The sequence below is a fragment of the Comamonas odontotermitis genome, assembly GCF_040396735.1.
Lineage (GTDB): Bacteria > Pseudomonadota > Gammaproteobacteria > Burkholderiales > Burkholderiaceae_C > Comamonas > Comamonas odontotermitis_C.
Genome location: NZ_JBEBNZ010000013.1, coordinates 101,320 through 118,906 on the forward strand (window position 1 = coordinate 101,320; position 17,587 = coordinate 118,906).

The 17,587-nt window shown below is 61.7% G+C and carries 19 protein-coding genes; 10 read left to right on the plus strand and 9 right to left on the minus strand.

The window, feature by feature from the left end; genetic code table 11:
- Nucleotides 1-12: 12 nt before the first annotated feature.
- Nucleotides 13-660 carry a VTT domain-containing protein gene (locus ACH2DG_RS13030; protein ID WP_184711208.1) on the plus strand — a complete coding sequence of 216 codons (648 nt, stop codon included), beginning with the start codon at nucleotides 13-15 and terminating at the stop codon, nucleotides 658-660.
- Between the two features lie 192 nt (nucleotides 661-852).
- On the opposite strand, the gene ACH2DG_RS13035 is transcribed toward ACH2DG_RS13030, so the two are convergent.
- Both ACH2DG_RS13035 and tsaE read right to left on the minus strand, forming a co-directional pair.
- Nucleotides 853-2,358, minus strand: a complete 1,506-nt coding sequence (locus ACH2DG_RS13035; RefSeq protein ID WP_395026660.1) for an N-acetylmuramoyl-L-alanine amidase — start codon at nucleotides 2,356-2,358, stop codon at nucleotides 853-855.
- 173 nt (nucleotides 2,359-2,531) lie between these two features.
- Nucleotides 2,532-3,029, minus strand: coding sequence for a tRNA (adenosine(37)-N6)-threonylcarbamoyltransferase complex ATPase subunit type 1 TsaE (gene tsaE / locus ACH2DG_RS13040; RefSeq protein ID WP_395026636.1), 498 nt, complete (start codon nucleotides 3,027-3,029; stop codon nucleotides 2,532-2,534).
- A 147-nt stretch (nucleotides 3,030-3,176) separates the two neighbouring features.
- On the opposite strand from tsaE, the gene queG reads away from it, so the two are divergent.
- On the plus strand, nucleotides 3,177-4,253 hold the full coding sequence (gene queG, locus ACH2DG_RS13045) for a tRNA epoxyqueuosine(34) reductase QueG (protein WP_395026638.1): 1,077 nt from the start codon (nucleotides 3,177-3,179) through the stop codon (nucleotides 4,251-4,253).
- A gap of 56 nt (nucleotides 4,254-4,309) precedes the next feature.
- Here the strand turns inward: queG and ACH2DG_RS13050 are convergent, their stop codons facing one another.
- From ACH2DG_RS13050 to ACH2DG_RS13060, 3 genes are read right to left on the minus strand one after another with little or no spacing between them, the layout of a single operon-like run.
- The gene (locus tag ACH2DG_RS13050) at nucleotides 4,310-4,588 is read right to left on the minus strand and encodes a hypothetical protein (RefSeq protein WP_395026639.1); all 279 of its coding nucleotides are present in this window, start codon (nucleotides 4,586-4,588) and stop codon (nucleotides 4,310-4,312) included.
- Nucleotides 4,589-4,633: 45 nt separating this feature from the next.
- Entirely contained in the window at nucleotides 4,634-4,984 is a 351-nt protein-coding gene (locus ACH2DG_RS13055) for a GDSL-type esterase/lipase family protein (RefSeq protein WP_395026640.1), read from the minus strand.
- Nucleotides 4,985-5,029: 45 nt separating this feature from the next.
- Nucleotides 5,030-5,959, minus strand: a complete 930-nt coding sequence (locus ACH2DG_RS13060) for an AEC family transporter (protein ID WP_395026641.1) — start codon at nucleotides 5,957-5,959, stop codon at nucleotides 5,030-5,032.
- A gap of 269 nt (nucleotides 5,960-6,228) precedes the next feature.
- Between ACH2DG_RS13060 and ACH2DG_RS13065 the strand changes: the two genes are divergently transcribed.
- Nucleotides 6,229-7,200 (plus strand): tripartite tricarboxylate transporter substrate binding protein BugE, encoded by a 972-nt coding sequence (locus tag ACH2DG_RS13065; protein WP_395026643.1) that lies wholly within the window; start codon nucleotides 6,229-6,231, stop codon nucleotides 7,198-7,200.
- A gap of 129 nt (nucleotides 7,201-7,329) precedes the next feature.
- Here ACH2DG_RS13065 and ACH2DG_RS13070 read toward each other — a convergent pair whose 3' ends face one another.
- Nucleotides 7,330-7,494, minus strand: a complete 165-nt coding sequence (locus ACH2DG_RS13070; protein WP_395026644.1) for a hypothetical protein — start codon at nucleotides 7,492-7,494, stop codon at nucleotides 7,330-7,332.
- Here ACH2DG_RS13070 and ACH2DG_RS13075 point away from each other — a divergent pair.
- Nucleotides 7,493-8,473 carry a tripartite tricarboxylate transporter substrate binding protein BugE gene (locus tag ACH2DG_RS13075; RefSeq protein WP_395026645.1) on the plus strand — a complete coding sequence of 327 codons (981 nt, stop codon included), beginning with the start codon at nucleotides 7,493-7,495 and terminating at the stop codon, nucleotides 8,471-8,473. The two genes, ACH2DG_RS13070 and ACH2DG_RS13075, sit on opposite strands and share 2 nt — an antisense overlap.
- 152 nt (nucleotides 8,474-8,625) lie before the next feature.
- Nucleotides 8,626-9,561: a site-specific tyrosine recombinase XerD gene (xerD, locus tag ACH2DG_RS13080; RefSeq protein ID WP_395026646.1), complete on the plus strand. Its 936-nt coding sequence runs from the start codon at nucleotides 8,626-8,628 to the stop codon at nucleotides 9,559-9,561.
- A gap of 119 nt (nucleotides 9,562-9,680) precedes the next feature.
- Here the strand turns inward: xerD and ACH2DG_RS13085 are convergent, their stop codons facing one another.
- The 3 genes from ACH2DG_RS13085 to ACH2DG_RS13095 form a co-directional block, all read right to left on the minus strand.
- Nucleotides 9,681-10,469 carry an SOS response-associated peptidase gene (locus ACH2DG_RS13085; RefSeq protein ID WP_395026648.1) on the minus strand — a complete coding sequence of 263 codons (789 nt, stop codon included), beginning with the start codon at nucleotides 10,467-10,469 and terminating at the stop codon, nucleotides 9,681-9,683.
- 203 nt (nucleotides 10,470-10,672) lie between these two features.
- Nucleotides 10,673-11,824, minus strand: a complete 1,152-nt coding sequence (argE, locus tag ACH2DG_RS13090; RefSeq protein ID WP_395026649.1) for an acetylornithine deacetylase — start codon at nucleotides 11,822-11,824, stop codon at nucleotides 10,673-10,675.
- Between the two features lie 131 nt (nucleotides 11,825-11,955).
- Nucleotides 11,956-12,594 carry a hypothetical protein gene (locus ACH2DG_RS13095; protein WP_395026650.1) on the minus strand — a complete coding sequence of 213 codons (639 nt, stop codon included), beginning with the start codon at nucleotides 12,592-12,594 and terminating at the stop codon, nucleotides 11,956-11,958.
- Between the two features lie 450 nt (nucleotides 12,595-13,044).
- Here ACH2DG_RS13095 and thrS point away from each other — a divergent pair, with 450 nt between their 5' ends.
- From thrS to pheS, 5 genes are all read left to right on the plus strand, one after another.
- The gene (gene thrS, locus ACH2DG_RS13100) at nucleotides 13,045-14,976 is read left to right on the plus strand and encodes a threonine--tRNA ligase (protein ID WP_224149703.1); all 1,932 of its coding nucleotides are present in this window, start codon (nucleotides 13,045-13,047) and stop codon (nucleotides 14,974-14,976) included.
- A gap of 79 nt (nucleotides 14,977-15,055) precedes the next feature.
- Complete coding sequence (infC, locus tag ACH2DG_RS13105; RefSeq protein ID WP_224149702.1) at nucleotides 15,056-15,670, plus strand: translation initiation factor IF-3; 615 nt, start codon at nucleotides 15,056-15,058, stop codon at nucleotides 15,668-15,670.
- Between the two features lie 230 nt (nucleotides 15,671-15,900).
- Nucleotides 15,901-16,104 carry a 50S ribosomal protein L35 gene (gene rpmI, locus ACH2DG_RS13110; RefSeq protein ID WP_395026651.1) on the plus strand — a complete coding sequence of 68 codons (204 nt, stop codon included), beginning with the start codon at nucleotides 15,901-15,903 and terminating at the stop codon, nucleotides 16,102-16,104.
- A gap of 26 nt (nucleotides 16,105-16,130) precedes the next feature.
- Nucleotides 16,131-16,490, plus strand: a complete 360-nt coding sequence (gene rplT, locus ACH2DG_RS13115; protein WP_395026653.1) for a 50S ribosomal protein L20 — start codon at nucleotides 16,131-16,133, stop codon at nucleotides 16,488-16,490.
- Between the two features lie 115 nt (nucleotides 16,491-16,605).
- Nucleotides 16,606-17,587: phenylalanine--tRNA ligase subunit alpha (gene pheS, locus ACH2DG_RS13120; RefSeq protein WP_395026655.1), on the plus strand; the 982-nt coding region annotated here is incomplete at its 3' end.

Below are 17,587 nucleotides of genomic sequence, written 5' to 3' on the forward strand. Positions count from 1 at the left end.
GAAGGACGTGTTTTGGAAATCGTGATGCATCTGGTCGACTTCATTTTGCATGTCGACAAGTACCTGGAAGCTTTTGTAACCACCTACGGCATGTGGGTGTATGCACTGCTGTTTTTGATCGTGTTCGTCGAGACCGGCGTGGTGGTGATGCCGTTTCTGCCCGGCGATTCGCTGCTCTTCATTGTGGGGGCCATGTGTGGTGCGGGGCTCATGAGCTATCCACTGGCCACGGCGATCCTGTTTGCGGCGGCATTTCTGGGCGATCAGTGCAATTACCAGATCGGCCACCACCTGGGGCCCAAGGTGTTTCAGTGGGAAAACTCGCGCTGGTTCAACCGCAAGGCCTTTGACAAGGCACATGCGTTCTATGAACGCTATGGCGGCATCACCGTGATTCTGGCGCGCTTCATGCCTTTCATCCGCACCTTTGCGCCGTTTGTCGCCGGGGTGGCCCGCATGAACCGCGCCAAGTTTGTTGCCTACAACCTGCTGGGTGCATTGATCTGGGTCTTTGGCATCTGCACGGCGGGCTACTTCTTCGGCAACATGCCCTGGGTCAAGGCCAACCTGGAAAAAATCATCTGGGGCCTGATTCTGATTCCCGGCCTGCTGGCCATCTTTGGCGCCTGGCGCGCCGGCAAGAACGAGCAGACCGCTTGAAGCATTGCCTTCGGACTGCATGAAAAAGCAGGGCTCGCAGCGCGGGCCAGTTTTGGGTTTCAGCAATGGATATGCTGAAAATCGAATACCAGAAGTCCATAAACGTTCTTGTTTTGATAGCGAAACCGTGAAATGCAAAAAGGAGCCGAATGGCTCCTTTTTCGTGGCAAGGTTGGCGGCCTTTATGCCCTGTCAGACCGTCCGGTTGCGTGCGAGCGGTGGATTCTTGGCAAAGTAGGCCTGGATGCCGCGCATCATCGCATCGGCCAGCTGGTTCTGGTAGGCAGTGGTGCGCAGCTTGGCTTCTTCCTCGGGGTTGGAGATGAAGGCTGTCTCGACCAGCACGCTGGGGATATCGGGCGCCTTGAGCACGGCAAAACCGGCCTGTTCCACACGCGGCTTGTGCAGGCGGGCAAAACCGCCCAATTGCTGCAGCACGTGGGAGCCAAGCTTGAGGCTGTCATTGATCTGCGCAGTGGTGCTCATGTCGAGCAGGGCGCGCTGCACATGGGCATCTGCATCGCCCACACCTGCCACGTTCAGGCCGCCGATCAGGTCAGACTGGTTTTCCTTGTTGGCCAGCCAACGCGCGGCCGAACTGGTGGCGCCGCGCTCGCTGAGCGCAAACACGCTGGCGCCGTTGGCGGAGGGCTTGGTGAACGCATCGGCGTGGATGCTGATGAACAGATCGGCCTGCACGCGGCGGGCTTTTTCGACACGGGTGCCCAGCGGCACGAAAAAATCGGCATCGCGCGTCATGAAGGCGCGCATGGGATTGCCGCCGACGCTGGAGTTGTTGATGCGCTCGCGCAGCATGTGGCCGATCTTGAGCACGATGTCTTTCTCGCGCGTGCCGCTCGGGCCGGTGGCGCCAGGGTCTTCACCGCCGTGGCCGGGATCGAGCGCCACGATGATGAGCCGGTCGGTGCGCGAAGCAGGCCGGTTGCGGGCCGGGGCCGGAGTGGGTGCAGGCGCAGGGCTGGGCACAGGCGCCGGTCTGGAGGGCGGCGGTGCCACGGGGGCCGGAGGAGGCGCCACGGCCACCACGGTGGGTGGAGGCGTTGGTGTGGCAGGCCGGTTGCCGCTCTTGGCGATCAGCTCGCCCAGCGGGTCCACCTCCGGGGCTGCCGCCACGGTGGCAGGCGGCGGAGTCTGCACGATGGTTCCAGTCACAGCAGGCATCGGCGGATCGCCCGCCATCGCGGCCGCTACCGATGGCGCCACAGTGGAGGGCTGGGGAGGCATGGGCGCAGGCGCGGCCGCCACGGCGGTGCTGCGCCCTTCCAGCAGGCGCTCTGCAATCAGGCTCTCCAGTGGGTCGGCAGGCTTTGCCGGATACAGGTCGAGCACCAGGCGGTGCTGGTAGGGCGCAAACGGCTTGAGCGTGAACACCTGCGGCGAGGCATCGTGCTTGAGGTCGATCACCAGGCGCACCACCTGGGGCGAGTTCTGCCCGACGCGGATGCCTGCGATGTTCGGGTCGTCAGCGCGCACCTTGGCCACCAGTTCACGCAGCGCAGGGTTCAGGTCGATGCCTTCGATGTCGACCGCCAGGCGCGGCGGCGTGGGCACGAAGCGCTGCTCCGTCTTGAGCGGCACGTCCGATTCGATGGTGACGCGGGTGTAATCCTTGGAGGGCCAGACGCGCACGGCGACGATGCTGGCGCCAAATGCGAGCTGGCCGCTGCCCAGCAGCATGACCAGACTGCCGCCGCCGCGCAGAAGATTGCGGCGGGAGAGGCCGGGCCGCGTTAGGCCGCGTCGCGCCGTTCCGTGCGACACGGCGGTGTCATAGGCAGCATTGCCTCCCACATCATGGTGGAGAGGACTGGCGGACAGGGATGGAGTCGGGAGAAATTTTGGGGTGTCGCTCACGCTGAAAACCCTTGGAGAATGGATGCGCCAGTGGCGGTGTTCGCTTGCAGCGTCACACGCCTTTCTGATTCATCAATCGCTTCAATACTGATAGCTACATCTGCAATAGGCGTTACCGCTGCAGCCTTTTCCGGCCATTCTGCCACTTTCAGGCCAGGGCTTGCAAAAATATCCCGAAAGCCCGCATCCTCCCACTCGCGGGGATCGTCGAACCGGTAGAAGTCGAAGTGCGAGATGGAAAAGCCTGCGCCTTCATGCGGCTCCACCACGGCATAGGTCGGGCTTTTGATGCGGCCCTGCACCCCCAGCGCCCGCAGCAAGTGGCGCACCAGCGTGGTCTTGCCCGCGCCCAGGTCGCCGTGGAGGGTGATGTAGGCGTTGGCAAGGGCTGGCTGCGCAGCCAGCATCTGTGCAAAGGCGGCGGTATCGGATTCGTCACGCCAGACACATACATGGCTGGGAAAGCGGGGGCTGGCGATGGTGTCGGTGCTCATGCTGGCGATCCAGTGATTTGAAATTTTTTACAATGATGACCCATGGAAACCAGGACTTGCGCAAAAAAGGATGCCCAACAGGCATCTTCCTCCGTGAAATGTCTTGCTTGATTCGAATTTGCGTCCATCGGGGAAATGTGGAAAGTCATGGAACAGGCCAATCAACAGCTGCTCGAGCAGATCGACGGATGGGCGCGCGAGCTGGGATTCTCCCAAATCGGCGTGGCCGGCGTGGATTTGTCGGCTGCTGAACCCGGATTGATGCAGTGGTTGCAAAAAGGTTTCCATGGCGAGATGGCCTACATGGCCGCGCATGGGTTGAAGCGCGCACGACCGGCCGAGCTGGTGCCGGGCACCGTCAGCGTCATCACCGCGCGCATGGATTATCTACCGCAGGGCACGCCCGATGGCTGGCAACAGATTGAATGGCAACGCCAGGCCCGCTCTGGCGAGGGCGTGGTGAGCATCTATGCCCGGGGGCGCGATTACCACAAGGTGCTGCGCAACCGGCTGCAGAAGCTGGCCGAGCGCATCGATGCGGCGGTGGGTGCCATGCAGCACCGCGCCTTCACCGATTCCGCCCCCGTGCTGGAGGCCGAGCTTGCCAGCCGCAGCGGCCAGGGTTGGCGTGGCAAGCACACGTTGGTGCTGAGCCGCGACGCCGGGTCGATGTTCTTTCTGGGTGAAATCTTTGTCGATCTGGCGCTGCCGCCCACCGAAGCGGTGACACCGCACTGCGGCCAGTGCAGCGCCTGCATCGATGCCTGCCCGACCGGGGCCATCGTGGAGCCGCATTCGGTCGATGCGCGCCGCTGCATCTCGTACCTGACCATCGAGCTGCATGGCGCTATCCCTGAGGAGTTTCGCGCGGCCATCGGAAACCGCATCTACGGCTGCGACGACTGCCAGCTGGCCTGCCCATGGAACAAGTTTGCCCAGCGCGCCAGCCTTCCCGATTTCGATGCGCGCGGCGCATTGCTCGATCAGCAACTGCCGCACCTGTTTGCCTGGGACGAGGCCACATTCCTGCGCATTACCGAAGGCAGTCCCATCCGCCGCATCGGGCACGAACGCTGGCTGCGCAATGTGGCTGTGGCCCTGGGCAATGCCTGGCGTGCAACCGGCGATGCGCGTTATGCCCGGGCCCTGGCTGCGCGGGCCGACGACGCCAGCGCTCTGGTCCGTGAGCATGTGGCCTGGGGTTTAAGCCAGGACAAGGTGTAGCGCACGTCCATCAAGCGCATTTTGCTATCAAGTAAGTAGCAATTTGAAACTGGGATTCAGGAAGGCAGGAAACCCGATGCCTTCAACTGTGCCTGCAGCAATCCGGTAAACCGCGCATAGCCGGCGGCATTGGCATGCACCTGGTCGGCGCGCAGCGCGTCATCGCCCAGCACCTCGCTCCAGGCGTCCGCCAGCAGCGGCACCTTCTCGTCCTTGGCCAGCGCTTCGTAGATGGGGTGGTCCCTCATGCGGCCGGTGAGGGCGGCGGTCAGGTTCAGCTCGGGCACCGCCACCAGCAGCACTGGCACGCCCTGGCTTTTGCACAACTGCAGCATGCGGGCGATTTCGGCCTGCGCCGCCTGCGCGCTGTTGCGGCGCAGCTAGTCGTTGCCGCCCGCGCACAGGATCACCAGCGCAGGCTGTCGCGTTTGCAGCAACTCGGGCAGGCGTGCTGCAATCTGGCTGCTGGTTTCGCCAGAGACCCCGGCGTTGACGACCTTCCAGCCCGTGCGCTCGGCCAGCAGGGCCGGGTAGGCCTGCGCCGCCGAGGCGCCGACCCCTTGGGTCAATGAGTCACCCAGCGCCAGCACCGTGGCACCCGGAGGAATGGCTGCGGCCTTGGGCGGTTTTCTGCTGCAGGCGCTAATCCACAAAGCGCTGTTGGCTATGCTTGTGATAGCTAATAGGCGCTGTATGGCATGGCGGCGGTTGACGTCGGGCAGGGTCTTCATGGTGCAGATACAGCGGTAAGCACGCGCTGATTTCCTTGCGAGGGGTTAAATTGGCCACCAGTCGAGCAGGCTCAATGCAAAAGGCAGGCTCGCAATGCCGCAGATGGTGGACAAAGTCACCAGCCCGGCAACGTAGGCACCGTTATAGCCCATGCGTGCGGCCAGCACGTAGCAGGTCGATGCGGTAGGCAGGGCGGAAAAGATCAACAGAATGGATGCCTGCTGCGGCGACAGCCGCAGCCAGTGCGCGGCGCACAGCGCGATCAGCGGTGTGACGAAGTGGCGGATGGCGAGCACCGATGTACTCAGCAGCTTGCCTTGCGCAAGCAGCCCCAGTTGCATGCCGGCACCGGCAGACATGAGCCCCAGCACGATGGACGCCTGGCCGATGCGGGCCACGGTAGGCTCCACCACGGACGGCAGCCGCAGGCCCAGCAGGTTGCAGATGAGCGCGGCGAGCGTGGCCACGATCAGCGGGTTGCGCAGCAGTTCGCGCACAAAACCAGCTTGCGAGCCCCGGGCCATGGGGTAGACGGCCGCAATGTTGAACATGGGCACGCACACACCGATCAGCACCGATATCAGCTGCAGGCCCTGGGGGCCCGCCAGACGTTCGGCCAGCGCCAGGCCAATGAAGGAGTTGAAGCGGAACGCCACCTGCGCGCTGGCGGCGGCGTCGCGCGCATTGACCCGTTTGCCGACGAAGGGCCAGCGCGGCAGGGTATAGGTCAGCAGCACGGCGCTCAGGCCCGTGCCGATTCCGGCCAGCATCAGGCTGGAGGTGCCCTGCCAGTCGATCGGGCTGCGGATGATCGAATAGAACAGCAGGGTGGGGAACAGGAAGTAGTACACCAGGCCTTCCACCGGCTGCCATACGGACCGGTTCAGCGCCGTGTAGCGGCACACCAGATAGCCGATGAGGATCAGCGAGAAATCGGGGAAAAGCAGTTGGGCGTAATTCACGCCCGCAAGCATAGCGGATCGGGTGCGGGCGCAACGCCCGGGCTGTCGCATTGGCTGGAGGCTGGCGGTGGCTTCAAGTCAAACCAGGCGCAGGTTTCGTGCACAGCTACGGGAAAACACTGGCCCGCGAGCCTTGCCTGGAACCCGAAATGGCCAGCCAATGCCGCTAGCATTGCGCTACGAATGCGAATGGGGCTGCGCAGGCAGTTCCTTTTGCGCTGTATTGAACCTGGCCCGGGCGTGCAGAGCCCAAAGATGGCCAGCCCAGGAGACCGAAAGAAATGATCAACCGCCGACTGTGCCTGGCCATGGCACTGGCTTTGGGAGCCACCACCGGCGCCATCGCCGCAGACGCCTATCCGACCAAACCCATCCGCCTGATCGTGCCGTTTGCTGCAGGCGGCACCACCGACATCATTGCCCGCGTCATCTCCGAGCCGCTGGCCAAGGCCCTGGGCCAGCCCGTGGTGGTGGACAACAAGAGTGGCGGTGGCGGTACCGTAGGTGCTGCGGAAGCTGCACGCGCCGCTTCCGACGGCTACACCCTGAGCATTGCCACGGTATCGACCACGGCGACGAACCCGGCCATCAACGCCAAGATGCCGTACAACGTGCAGCGCGATTTCACGCCCATCATCAATGTGGCTGCCACGCCCAACGTGATTGCCGTGCACCCGAGCTTTCCGGCCAACAACTACAAGGAATTCATTGCCGAACTCAAGAAGAATCCCGGCAAGTATTCCTACGCCACGCCCGGCCCCGGCAGCATTGCCCACCTGCTGATGGAAATGCTCAAGGCCGAGACGGGCGTGAGCGTCGTGCACATTCCGTACCGTGGCGGCGGCCCAGCGTTGAACGACACGGTGGCAGGCCAGGTCAATATGATCTTTGACAATCTGCCGTCGGCCTACCCCTTCATCAAGGACAAGCGCCTGCGCGCCATCGTGGTGGCTGCGCCCAGCCGCGTGGCGGGCATGGACGACATTCCCACCTTTGCGGAAGTGGGCACACCCGTGGTGAACCGCTCGGCCTACTACGGGATCGTGGGTCCCAAGAACCTGCCCAAGGACATTGTCGACAAGGTGAACGCGGCCACCCGCAAGGCCCTGGAGGACCCGAACGTGCAAAAGCGCATTGCCGAAACCGGCTCGGTCATCCTGGGCAACACGCCCGAGCAGTTTGCCCAGCAGATGAAGGACGAATACGCCGCCTACAAGGCCGTGGTGGACAAGCAGGGCCTCAAGCTCGACTGATTGCCGATACCTGTCAACCTGAACAAAGCGGCTGGTGGCGACACCCGCCGCTTTTTTCATGAAAGGCAATTTCTGCCTGCAGTGGTGAGTGTGGCAAGGGGGGGGGTTGCTGCCGATTCGACTGCTTGCTTAGGGCAAATCACCATCTTTTGGTGTGATATCGGCATCGTTGCGGCAGCATTTATCCGGTATAAAACGCGCTGTGCCAAACAGCATTGCGCAGCTGCCCGGAATGCGGACCATCCGTTCGCATTGCAGGTGTGGCTGCACTACTTCAAAGAGGAGATTTTTCATGCAACGTCGCTCTATTGTGGGCCTGACCCTGATCGCTGCTGCTGCAGCCACCTTCAGCGCGGGCGCTCTGGCGGATTCCAAATATCCTAACAAGCCCATCCGCCTGATCGTTCCATTTGCTGCAGGTGGCACCACCGACATCATCGCCCGCGTCATCGCCGATCCGCTGGGCAAGGAACTGGGCCAGCCCGTGGTGGTGGACAACAAGGGCGGTGCAGGCGGTACCATTGGCGCGGTGGAAACCGTACGCGCCGCCGCTGATGGCTACACCCTGGGCATTGCCACCGTCTCCACGGTGGCAACCAATCCCGCCATCAATCCCAAGATATCCTACGATCCGATCAAGGACTTCACGCCCATCATCAACGTGGCTGCCACGCCCAACATCATTGCGGTGAACCCCAAGTTCCCTGCCAAGGATTACAAGGCGTTTGAGGCGGAGCTCAAGAAGAACCCCAACAAGTACGCCTACTCGTCTTCCGGCACCGGCGGCATCCAGCACATGCTGATGGAGCTCTACAAGAGCCTGTCTGGTATCCAGATGACCCACATCGCCTACCGTGGCGCGGGCCCTGCGCTCAACGACACCGTGGCGGGCCAAGTCAACATGATTCTGGACAATCTGCCGTCGACCCTGCCTTTCGTGAAGGACAACCGCCTGGTGCCCATCGTCGTGGCCGCGCCTGAGCGCCTGGCCGTGCTGCCCAATGTGCCCACCTTCAAGGAAGTGGGTCTGGAGCCCGTGAACCGCATGGCCTTCTATGGCATCCTGGGCCCGAAAGATCTGCCCAAGGATGTGGTGGACCGCATCAACGCCGCCACCAAGAAGGTGCTGGCCGACCCGGCTGTCAAAAAGCGCATCGAGGACACCGGATCGCTGGTGGTCGGCAACACGCCTGCCGAGTTTGCCGAGCAGATCAAGGCCGAATTCGCCGTCTACAAGGACGTGGTGAAAAAGCAGGATCTGAAGCTGGATTGATTCCGGCATCTGCGCCCACCAAGCCGCCCGCGCAAGCCGGCGGCTTTTTTGTTGCAGGGCCGCATCGCAATAAAAATGCTCTCCCAGGAATGGTGACCGGAGCGTCGCAGGCAGACAGGGGGGGGGCGCTTTATTTCATGCCATGATGGGACATGGCTCCCGTCAATCGCACGCGCAACACTCCCAGCAAACCCGCAGCGTCACTGCACCCGGCGATAGACCGCTTCATAGACGCCGTATGGCTGGAAGACGGACTGGCGCGCAACACACTGGCCGCCTACCGCCGAGACCTCACGCTGTACGGCCAATGGCTGGTGCAAGAACACTCCGGCACGGCCATGGAGCACAGCAGCGAAGCGCAGCTGCAGGCTTTCTTTGCCGCCAAGATAGGGGACAAGGCCACCACGGCTAACCGGCGCCTGACGGTGTTGCGGCGGTTCTTCCACTGGGCGCTGCGCGAGCAGCTCATCACAGCCGACCCCACCATCCGCATGCTGGCTGCCAGGCAGCCGCCGCGCGTACCAAAGACCCTCACGCCGCAAATGGTCGAAGCCTTGCTGGAAGCGCCGGACGATGGCAGCCCCCTGGGCCTTCGCGATCGCGCCATGCTGGAGCTGATGTATGCCAGCGGCCTGCGTGTGTCGGAGCTGGTGGGGCTGCAAAGCGTGCAGGTAGGCCTGGCCGAAGGCGTGCTGCGCGTGATGGGCAAAGGCAGCAAGGAGCGGCTCGTGCCGTTCGGGCAGGTCGCACAGCAATGGCTGGAGCGCTATCTGAGCGATAGCAGGCCCGTGATACTGGCAGGGCGCCAAAGCCCTGATCTGTTTGTGACCCAGCGCGGCAGCGGCATGACGCGCGTGGCGTTCTGGATGATCGTCAAGAAATACGCCCAACTGGCAGGCATCACGGCGCCGTTGTCACCCCACACCTTGCGCCACGCCTTCGCCACCCATCTGCTCAACCACGGAGCTGACCTGCGTGTGGTGCAGCTCTTGCTGGGCCACGCTGACATATCGACCACCACGATCTACACCCATGTGGCCCGCGAGCGGCTCAAGGTGCTGCACGGGCAGCACCATCCGCGTGGGTAGTGGGTGTAGCTCAATGGAAAGAGCACCTTTAAAAGAGGGCAGAAAGTGGTTGCCCGCCAAGATGTGTCAATGGTTTTTGGCTGGAAGCACTACCGGGCTGCGCGCTTCCTGCTAGCAAATCAGATCCCCAGCGGATTCTTGCGGCCCTTTTCCACCGGATTGGCCAGCAGCTTCTGCGCCGGGTAAGCGCGCAAGAACTCCTTGGCCTTGGCGGCGGAGGAGCCCAGCCAGGCGTCGTAGGCGCCTTCGTTCAGGATGGCGGGCATGCTCTTTTCGCTGCCGGGTGCCTGGTAGCGGTTCATCAGGCCGTGCGCATTGGCATTGATGGTGATGATGGCGTAGCTCAGCAGTTCGCTGCCGTCCTCGTCCTGCCAGCGCGCCCAGATGCCTGCCACGCCCATGGGCAGGCCATCGACGCGGGCAATGCGCGTGGGCTTGGGCTTGCCGCCGCTGCGGTAGTCGTCGGTGATGAAGGCCTGCATGGGCACGATGCAGCGCTGGTTGTTCAGCCAGGCATCCCGAAAGGCGGTGCTGGTGCCTACGTTGTCGGATTTGACGTGAACGAGCTTGGTCGCGCGCAGCTTGCCGTCGGATGCGGACTTGACCCAGTGCGGCACCAGCCCCCATTGCGCGGGTACCAGCAGGCGCGGTGTGGAGGCGGGCTCTGTGGCCGGGGCGGGCGCACTGCCGTCCGGTGCCTGGTTTTCCGCTGGCGCCTTGGCCTGGCTGGCTGCAGCAGTTTTGAGTGCAGCCCTTTGTGCATCGGTTGCGCCGCTGAGGCTGCGGGTGATGAAAAAACCTGGCCTGCGCGGCGTCATCTTGCGCTCGCCCAGCTCGGCAGGCGGCTCCACGCGAAAAGCGGTGGAGTACAGGTCGGCGTTTTTGAGGGCTTCGTATTGGGTGCTCATGGGCGAGATGGTACGTGGCTTGCAGACGGTTGATCACCGGACTGAGCCTCTGAGAGGATAATGCTATTAAATATGAAGCTGCTGGCGCTTTATCGGTGGGCGCCGAAGCAAATTTCTCGAAAACCGGGCGACGGGCAAAGGCAGGGCCATAAAAACAACGCCCACCCCTGGGCGGGCTGGGCGCTGGATGCAGATGGCCGGTTTTACAGCGATTGCCCGAGCTTGCGCAGGAAGCGCTCGCAGGCTTCAAGCTGGCTGATCTCGACAAACTCGTTGGGCTTGTGGGCCTGCTCGATATTGCCCGGGCCGCACACCACAGTGGGGATGCCCACATTCTGGAACAGGCCCGCTTCGGTGCCATAGGCCACCTTGCGCGTGGCACGGTCGGCAGTCAGTGCGCGCACCAGGGCTGTGATGGCCGCCTGCTCGCTCGCTTCCAGCGGCGGGGCGTAGGGGCCGGTTTCGATGTCGATGCGGGCATCGGCAAACTCGCGCTGCATGCGCGGCAGGAGTTCGTCGCGCACGTAGCTTTCGACCTTGGCCTGGATGCTCTCTGCCGTCATGCCTGGCAGGTTACGGAATTCGTAGTTGAATTCGCACAGCTCGGGAATGGTGTTAACCGCGATGCCGCCAGAGATCTGGTTGGTCGTCATCGTGGTGAAGGGCACATCGTAGAACTCGTCGTACGGACCATTGGCCTTGAACTGGTCTGCCACATCGCGGATATGGCAGATCAGCCGTGCGGCGTACTCGATGGCGTTGCAGCCCTTGGGCGTGAGCGACGAATGCGCGGCCTTGCCATGCACCCTGCAGCGGTACAGGTTGATGCCCTTGTGCGCCACCACCACCTGCATGCTGGTGGGCTCGCCCACCACGCAGCCATCGGCCACCTGGCCGCGCGCCTGCAGGGCGCGCAGCATCACCGGCGCGCCGGCGCAGCCCACTTCTTCGTCGTACGACAAAGCAATGTGCAGCGGCTTCTTGCGCGGCATGGCGATGAATTCAGGCACCAGCGCAATCGATGCGGCAATGTAGCCCTTCATGTCCGCGCTGCCGCGGCCAAAGAGCTTGCCATCCTTTTCGGTCAGCGCGAATGGGTTGGTGTCCCATTGCTGGCCATCGACCGGCACGACATCGGTGTGCCCCGACAGCACGATGCCGCCCTGGGTGCTGCCGTCATTGGCGGGCAGGGTGGCAAACAGGTTGGCTTTGTCGCCTTCGGGCGAATGGATCAGCTCCACCTTGAGGCCTTGCCCGGCCAGCGCATCGCGCACGGTTTCGATCAGGGCAAGGTTGGAGTTGCGGCTGGTGGTGTCGAAGGCCACCAGCTTTTCCAGCCAGGAACGGGTATTCATACGCAGTCACTCGAGAGTTAAATCGCAAGTGACCGAGTGTAGGAGGATCGCGAAGCCTTGGTGGTGGGGTGTGCATTAGAGCGCAACGCGCAGCCCTTGGTGCGCCCTGGCTTCGTTGGCAGGGGTGTTGTCTAGTGCGCCACCGCCTGCACCGGCAAAAACTGCAGCAGGCTGCCGCCAGCCAGACCCTGCACATAGCCGATCACGGCGCGGCGGTATTTCTCGGACACTACATCGGCCATCAGATCGTTGCGCGCAATCATCTTGCCGAACTCGCGCTCGAAGCTCAGGTTGCGCTCGCTGGTGTTGATCTCGTTGGTCAGCAGCATGGGCTGGCCATTGGCAAGTTTGCGGTGGGTGAGCATCCAGTTGGCGATTTCCAGGTTGCGCGAGGCGTTGTAGACCGTCTGCGCATCGAGGCCATGGATGAGATACAGCGTGGTGCGGCCTCCGTAGGCGGTGATCAGCATGTCGGCCGTGGCCCAGGTAAAGGCGGCCACGCGGTCGCTGGAAAACTCGGGCGCCAGCGCCATGCTCATGCCCTGGATGTCGCGCTGGTCCATCAGGTCGGGCCAGGGTTGCTGTTTCTCAACGGCCTCCTTGACGGCCTTCATGGCCTGCTCGCGGCTGTCAAAGCCGCCCTTGCGCCATTCCTGTGGATTGCGGCGGTAAAGCTTGTCCATCAGGGTGTAGAGACTCTGCAGGTTGGCCTGCATGCTGAGCGTGGCCATGCGGTTGACGTCGGACTGCCCCCATTCCTTAGCTTCCATGTCGCGGTCTGGCACCTTGCCGCGCGGGGCGGGCGCACTGCTGCAGCCTGCCAGCAACAATAACGCAGTCAGGCACGCGGAAATTCCTACAGATCGGGCGGTGCGACAGGGCATATCAAATCGTCAGGGTCTGCTATCGTTTTCATTATGGCAAGCTTGTGGCGTTGCGGATTGCCACAACAGCGGCAGATTGCATCAGAGTGTGGGAAAATAACGATGTTTATCAGTTTCAACCCTGCACAAGAGCGAGAAAGGCACATTCGGTTATGACACCGCGAACGACGACCCCTGGAGGTTTGACTGGCCGCTAAGGCCGGTGGTTCGCGCCTGCACGATTGTCATCGTCTTCCTCCTCATCCTTTCAAAGCGCGGACCGGCTCCGCGCTTTTTGTTTTTTGCGCTGCGCGGATTTGCATCAGCTCATCCAATACCACGATTTCAGGAATTCTTATGGTTCAAATTACGCTCCCCGACGGCTCCAAGCGCGACTATCCCGGCCCGGTATCGGTGGCCGATGTCGCGGCATCGATTGGCGCGGGCCTGGCCAAGGCCGCGCTGGCGGGCAAGGTCGGCATTGGCGATAACGCCAAGGTGGTGGACACCAGCCATGTGATCGAGCAGGACGCGCCGCTCGCCATCATCACCGCCAAGGACAAGGACGGCCTGGAAGTGATCCGCCACTCCACCGCCCACTTGCTGGCCTATGCCGTCAAGGAGCTGTTTCCCGAGGCGCAGGTCACCATCGGCCCGGTGATCGAAAACGGCTTCTACTACGACTTTGCCTACAAGCGCCCCTTCACCCCCGAAGATCTGGCTGCCATCGAAAAGCGCATGACCGAACTCGCCAACAAGGATGAGCCCGTGGTGCGCCGCGTGTTGCCGCGCGACGAAGCCGTGGCCTACTTCAAGGGCCTCGGCGAAGACTACAAGGCCGAGATCATCGCCAGCATCCCCAGCAATGAGGACGTGAGCCTGTACCGTGAAGGCAACTTTGAAGACCTGTGCCGCGGCCCCCACGTTCCCAGCACCGGCAAGCTCAAGCATTTCAAGCTGATGAAGGTGGCTGGCGCCTATTGGCGCGGCGACCACAACAACGAGATGCTGCAGCGCATCTACGGCACGGCCTGGGCCAGCAAGGACGAGTTGCAGCAATACCTCACCATGCTGGAAGAGGCGGAAAAGCGCGACCACCGCAAGCTCGGCCGCGAGTTGGATCTGTTCCACATCGACGAGCACTCGCCCGGCACCGTGTTCTGGCATCCCAAGGGCTGGACGATCTGGCAGGAGGTGGAGCAGTACATGCGCCAGGTCTACCGCGACAACGGCTACCAGGAAGTGAAAGCACCGCAGATTCTGGACAAGACCCTGTGGGAGAAGACCGGCCACTGGGACAAGTACCGCGAAAACATGTTCACCACCGAATCGGAAAAGCGTGAGTACGCGCTCAAGCCGATGAATTGCCCGGGCCACATCCTGATCTTCAAGCAAGGCATCAAGAGCTACCGCGATCTGCCGTTGCGCTTTGGTGAATTCGGCAACTGCCACCGCAACGAGCCCACCGGTTCGCTGCACGGCATCATGCGCGTGCGCGCCTTCACGCAGGATGACGGCCACATCTTCTGCCTGCCCGAGCAGATCCAGGCCGAAGTGACCGCCTTTACTGCGCTGCTGCAGAAGGTCTATGCGGATTTCGGCTTCACCAACATCCTCTACCGTCTGTCCACCCGCCCTGAAAAGCGCATCGGCACGGAAGAGAGCTGGGACAAGGCGGAAGCTGCGCTTGCCGAAGGCCTGCGTGCATCCGGCTGTGATTTCGAGTACCTGCCTGGCGAAGGCGCCTTCTACGGTCCCAAGATCGAGTACACCCTCAAGGATGCACTGGGGCGTGAATGGCAGTGCGGCACCATCCAGGTGGACCCGAACCTGCCGGAGCGCCTGGACGCGGAATTTGTCGGCGAAGATGGCGAGCGCCATCGCCCCATCATGCTGCACCGCGCCATCGTGGGCTCGCTCGAACGCTTCATCGGCATCCTGATCGAGCAGCACGCCGGCGCGCTGCCCACCTGGCTGGCTCCTACCCAGGTTGCGATCCTCAACATCACCGACGCGCAGGCGGAATATGTGAAGGAGGTTGCCGACAAATTGCGTAAGGCCTTGCCGCACCAAGGGTTGCGTGTGGTTACCGACCTGCGCAACGAGAAGATTACGTATAAAATACGGGAGCATTCGTTGCAAAAGCTGCCCTATATTCTCGTCGCGGGCGACAAGGAAAAGGCAGCTGGAGCCGTAGCAGTGCGCGCCCGAGGCGGCAAAGACCTCGGTGTGATGTCCGTCGATGCGTTCGCAGAACTGATCGCCAAGGACATTGCCTCTAAAGCATAAAACCCTCTGGTAGATGAGCTTTGGACAGCGTGGACTGTGCTTTGAGCAGCTACGCTGTCGTAGCTTTTAAATTTTTAGGGTGAAAGCCATAGCTACTGAATTTCGTGATCGCCGCCACCGTGAAGAGCGCAAACACCGTCTGAATCGTGAGATCCAGGCTCCTGAAGTGCGTCTGTCCGGTCCTAACAATGAACCTCTGGGTATCGTGCCTGTGCTGGAAGCGTTGCGCATGGCGGGCGAGCTGGACGTTGACCTGGTCGAGATTGCCGCCACGGCTGTGCCGCCGGTGTGCCGCCTGATGGACTACGGCAAGTTCAAGTACCAGGAACAGAAGAAGGCGGCAGAAGCCAAGGCCAAGCAGACCGTCATCGATATCAAGGAAGTCAAGTTCCGTCCCGGTACCGATGATGGCGACTACAACGTCAAGATGCGCAATATCAAGCGTTTCTTGGCGGAAGGCGACAAGGTCAAGGTGACCTTGCGGTTCCGTGGCCGTGAAATTACTCACCAGAACCTCGGCATGGATCTGCTCAACCGCATCCGTGATGAGCTGGCCGATACCATCCAGGTGGAGCAATTCCCCAAGCTGGAAGGTCGCCAGATGATCATGATGGTGGCGCCTGCGCGCAAAAAACCAGGTGCTGCTGGTGGTAAAACTGCCGAAGGTGATAAGGCGCCAGTGGCAGCGGCTTGAAAAATCGCATAAAATACTGAATTCCGATGGCGGCGCATAGCCGCCTTCGGTTTTTATGAAGGGCAATTGCCTGTGCTGCAGGGGTTCAGAATCTGGGCCGCTGTTCGTATTGGCAGTGGCTTTTCTTCGATAGATAGGGTTTCCGGTCTGTCGCAAAAGTGGCTCGGGGCCAACAAGTTCAGCCAAGTGGTCTGAACGCCTCACGAGCACAATCCATAAGGAGCATTCACATGCCCAAAATGAAGACCAAGAGCAGCGCGAAGAAGCGTTTTCGCGTTCGTCCAGGTGGCACCGTCAAGCGCGGTCAAGCCTTCAAGCGTCACATCTTGACCAAGAAGACCACCAAGAACAAGCGTCACCTGCGTGGTGCAGTGACTGTGCATGAGACCAACATGGGCTCTATCGCACAAATGCTGCCGATGGCTGGCCTGTAATTCACTGACGAACAAGGAGAAAACACATGCCTCGCGTCAAACGTGGTGTAACGGCTCGCGCCCGCCACAAAAAAGTTCTGGCCCTTGCTAAGGGTTTCCGCGGCCGCCGTGGTAACGTATTCCGCGTTGCCAAGCAAGCCGTCATGAAGGCTGGTCAGTATGCCTACCGTGACCGTCGCAACAAGAAGCGCGTGTTCCGCCAACTGTGGATCTCTCGTATCAATGCTGCTGCACGTGAACTGGGCCTGACCTACAGCCAATTCGCCAACGGCCTGAAGAAGGCTGCAATTGAAATCGACCGCAAGATGCTGGCCGATATCGCCGTGCACGACAAGGCTGCTTTTGCAGCTATCGTCGACCAAGTCAAGGCCAAGCTGGCTGCCTGAGGTCACGATCAGTAGTTACTCCTGATTCAGTAGCTGCTGGTGCATACACAGCAAGGGCTAGGGCTTGAAAAGGCACTAGCCCTTGTTTCTTTTTAAGAATCGATAAAGAGTCGATATGAACGAGTTGGATTCTCTGGTCGAGAGCGCGCAGCAACTGTTTGCGCAGGCCCATACCCCCGCTGATCTGGAAAATGCCAAGGCGCAGTTTCTGGGCAAGTCGGGCAAGATGACCGAGCTCATGAAGGGCATGGCGCAGCTTTCCGTCGAAGAGAAAAAGTCGCGCGGTGCGGCGATCAATGTGGCCAAGCAAGCCATCGAGTCGCTTCTCACGGCCCGCCGCAAGGCCCTTGCAGATGCCGAGCTGCAGGCACACCTGAAAGCCGAAGTGCTGGATGTGACGCTGCCCGGCCGCCGCCGTGGCGCAGGCGGACTGCACCCCGTGTCGCTGACGCTGGAGCGTATCGAAGGTATCTTCGGGTCTATGGGCTTCGATGTGGCAGAAGGCCCGGAGATCGAATCCGACTGGTTCAACTTCACGGCGCTCAACACGCCGGAAGACCATCCCGCGCGCTCCATGCACGACACCTTCTACGTTGAAGGCGGCACGCAGCACGCGCCCAATCTGCTGCGCACGCACACAAGCCCCATGCAGGTGCGTCATGCCGTGCAGCATGTGAAGAAATACCGCAACCTGATCGACGCAGGCCAGACGATGCCGGAGATCCGCGTGATCGCGCCGGGCCGCACCTACCGCGTGGACAGCGATGCCACCCACTCGCCCATGTTCCACCAGTGCGAAGGCCTGTGGATCGGCGAGAACGTCAGCTTCAAGGATCTGAAGGTGGTGTTCACCGATTTCTGCAAGACGTTCTTCGAGCAGGACGATCTGGTGCTGCGCTTCCGCCCCAGTTTCTTCCCGTTCACCGAACCTTCGGCCGAGATCGACATCCAGTTCCAGAGCGGCCCGCTGGCTGGCCGCTGGCTGGAAGTGTCAGGTGCCGGACAGGTGCATCCCAATGTGGTGCGCAACATGGGCCTTGATCCCGAAAAATACATCGGCTTTGCCTTTGGCATGGGCCCCGACCGCCTGACCATGC

Coding starts and splice junctions, on each gene's coding strand:
- ACH2DG_RS13050 (WP_395026639.1), bottom strand. CDS start 4,588: ATGCTGCAGTTGTGCAAAAGCCAGGGCGTGCCAGTGCTGCTGGTGGCG.
- ACH2DG_RS13055 (WP_395026640.1), bottom strand. CDS start 4,984: ATGAAGACCCTGCCCGACGTCAACCGCCGCCATGCCATACAGCGCCTA.
- ACH2DG_RS13075 (WP_395026645.1), top strand. CDS start 7,493: ATGCAACGTCGCTCTATTGTGGGCCTGACCCTGATCGCTGCTGCTGCA.
- ACH2DG_RS13085 (WP_395026648.1), bottom strand. CDS start 10,469: ATGAGCACCCAATACGAAGCCCTCAAAAACGCCGACCTGTACTCCACC.
- rpmI (WP_395026651.1), top strand. CDS start 15,901: ATGCCCAAAATGAAGACCAAGAGCAGCGCGAAGAAGCGTTTTCGCGTT.
- argE (WP_395026649.1), bottom strand. CDS start 11,824: ATGAATACCCGTTCCTGGCTGGAAAAGCTGGTGGCCTTCGACACCACC.
- tsaE (WP_395026636.1), bottom strand. CDS start 3,029: ATGAGCACCGACACCATCGCCAGCCCCCGCTTTCCCAGCCATGTATGT.
- ACH2DG_RS13065 (WP_395026643.1), top strand. CDS start 6,229: ATGATCAACCGCCGACTGTGCCTGGCCATGGCACTGGCTTTGGGAGCC.
- ACH2DG_RS13035 (WP_395026660.1), bottom strand. CDS start 2,358: ATGCTGCTGGGCAGCGGCCAGCTCGCATTTGGCGCCAGCATCGTCGCC.
- ACH2DG_RS13060 (WP_395026641.1), bottom strand. CDS start 5,959: ATGCTTGCGGGCGTGAATTACGCCCAACTGCTTTTCCCCGATTTCTCG.
- xerD (WP_395026646.1), top strand. CDS start 8,626: ATGGCTCCCGTCAATCGCACGCGCAACACTCCCAGCAAACCCGCAGCG.
- queG (WP_395026638.1), top strand. CDS start 3,177: ATGGAACAGGCCAATCAACAGCTGCTCGAGCAGATCGACGGATGGGCG.
- ACH2DG_RS13095 (WP_395026650.1), bottom strand. CDS start 12,594: ATGGAAGCTAAGGAATGGGGGCAGTCCGACGTCAACCGCATGGCCACG.
- rplT (WP_395026653.1), top strand. CDS start 16,131: ATGCCTCGCGTCAAACGTGGTGTAACGGCTCGCGCCCGCCACAAAAAA.
- ACH2DG_RS13070 (WP_395026644.1), bottom strand. CDS start 7,494: ATGAAAAATCTCCTCTTTGAAGTAGTGCAGCCACACCTGCAATGCGAA.
- thrS (WP_224149703.1), top strand. CDS start 13,045: ATGGTTCAAATTACGCTCCCCGACGGCTCCAAGCGCGACTATCCCGGC.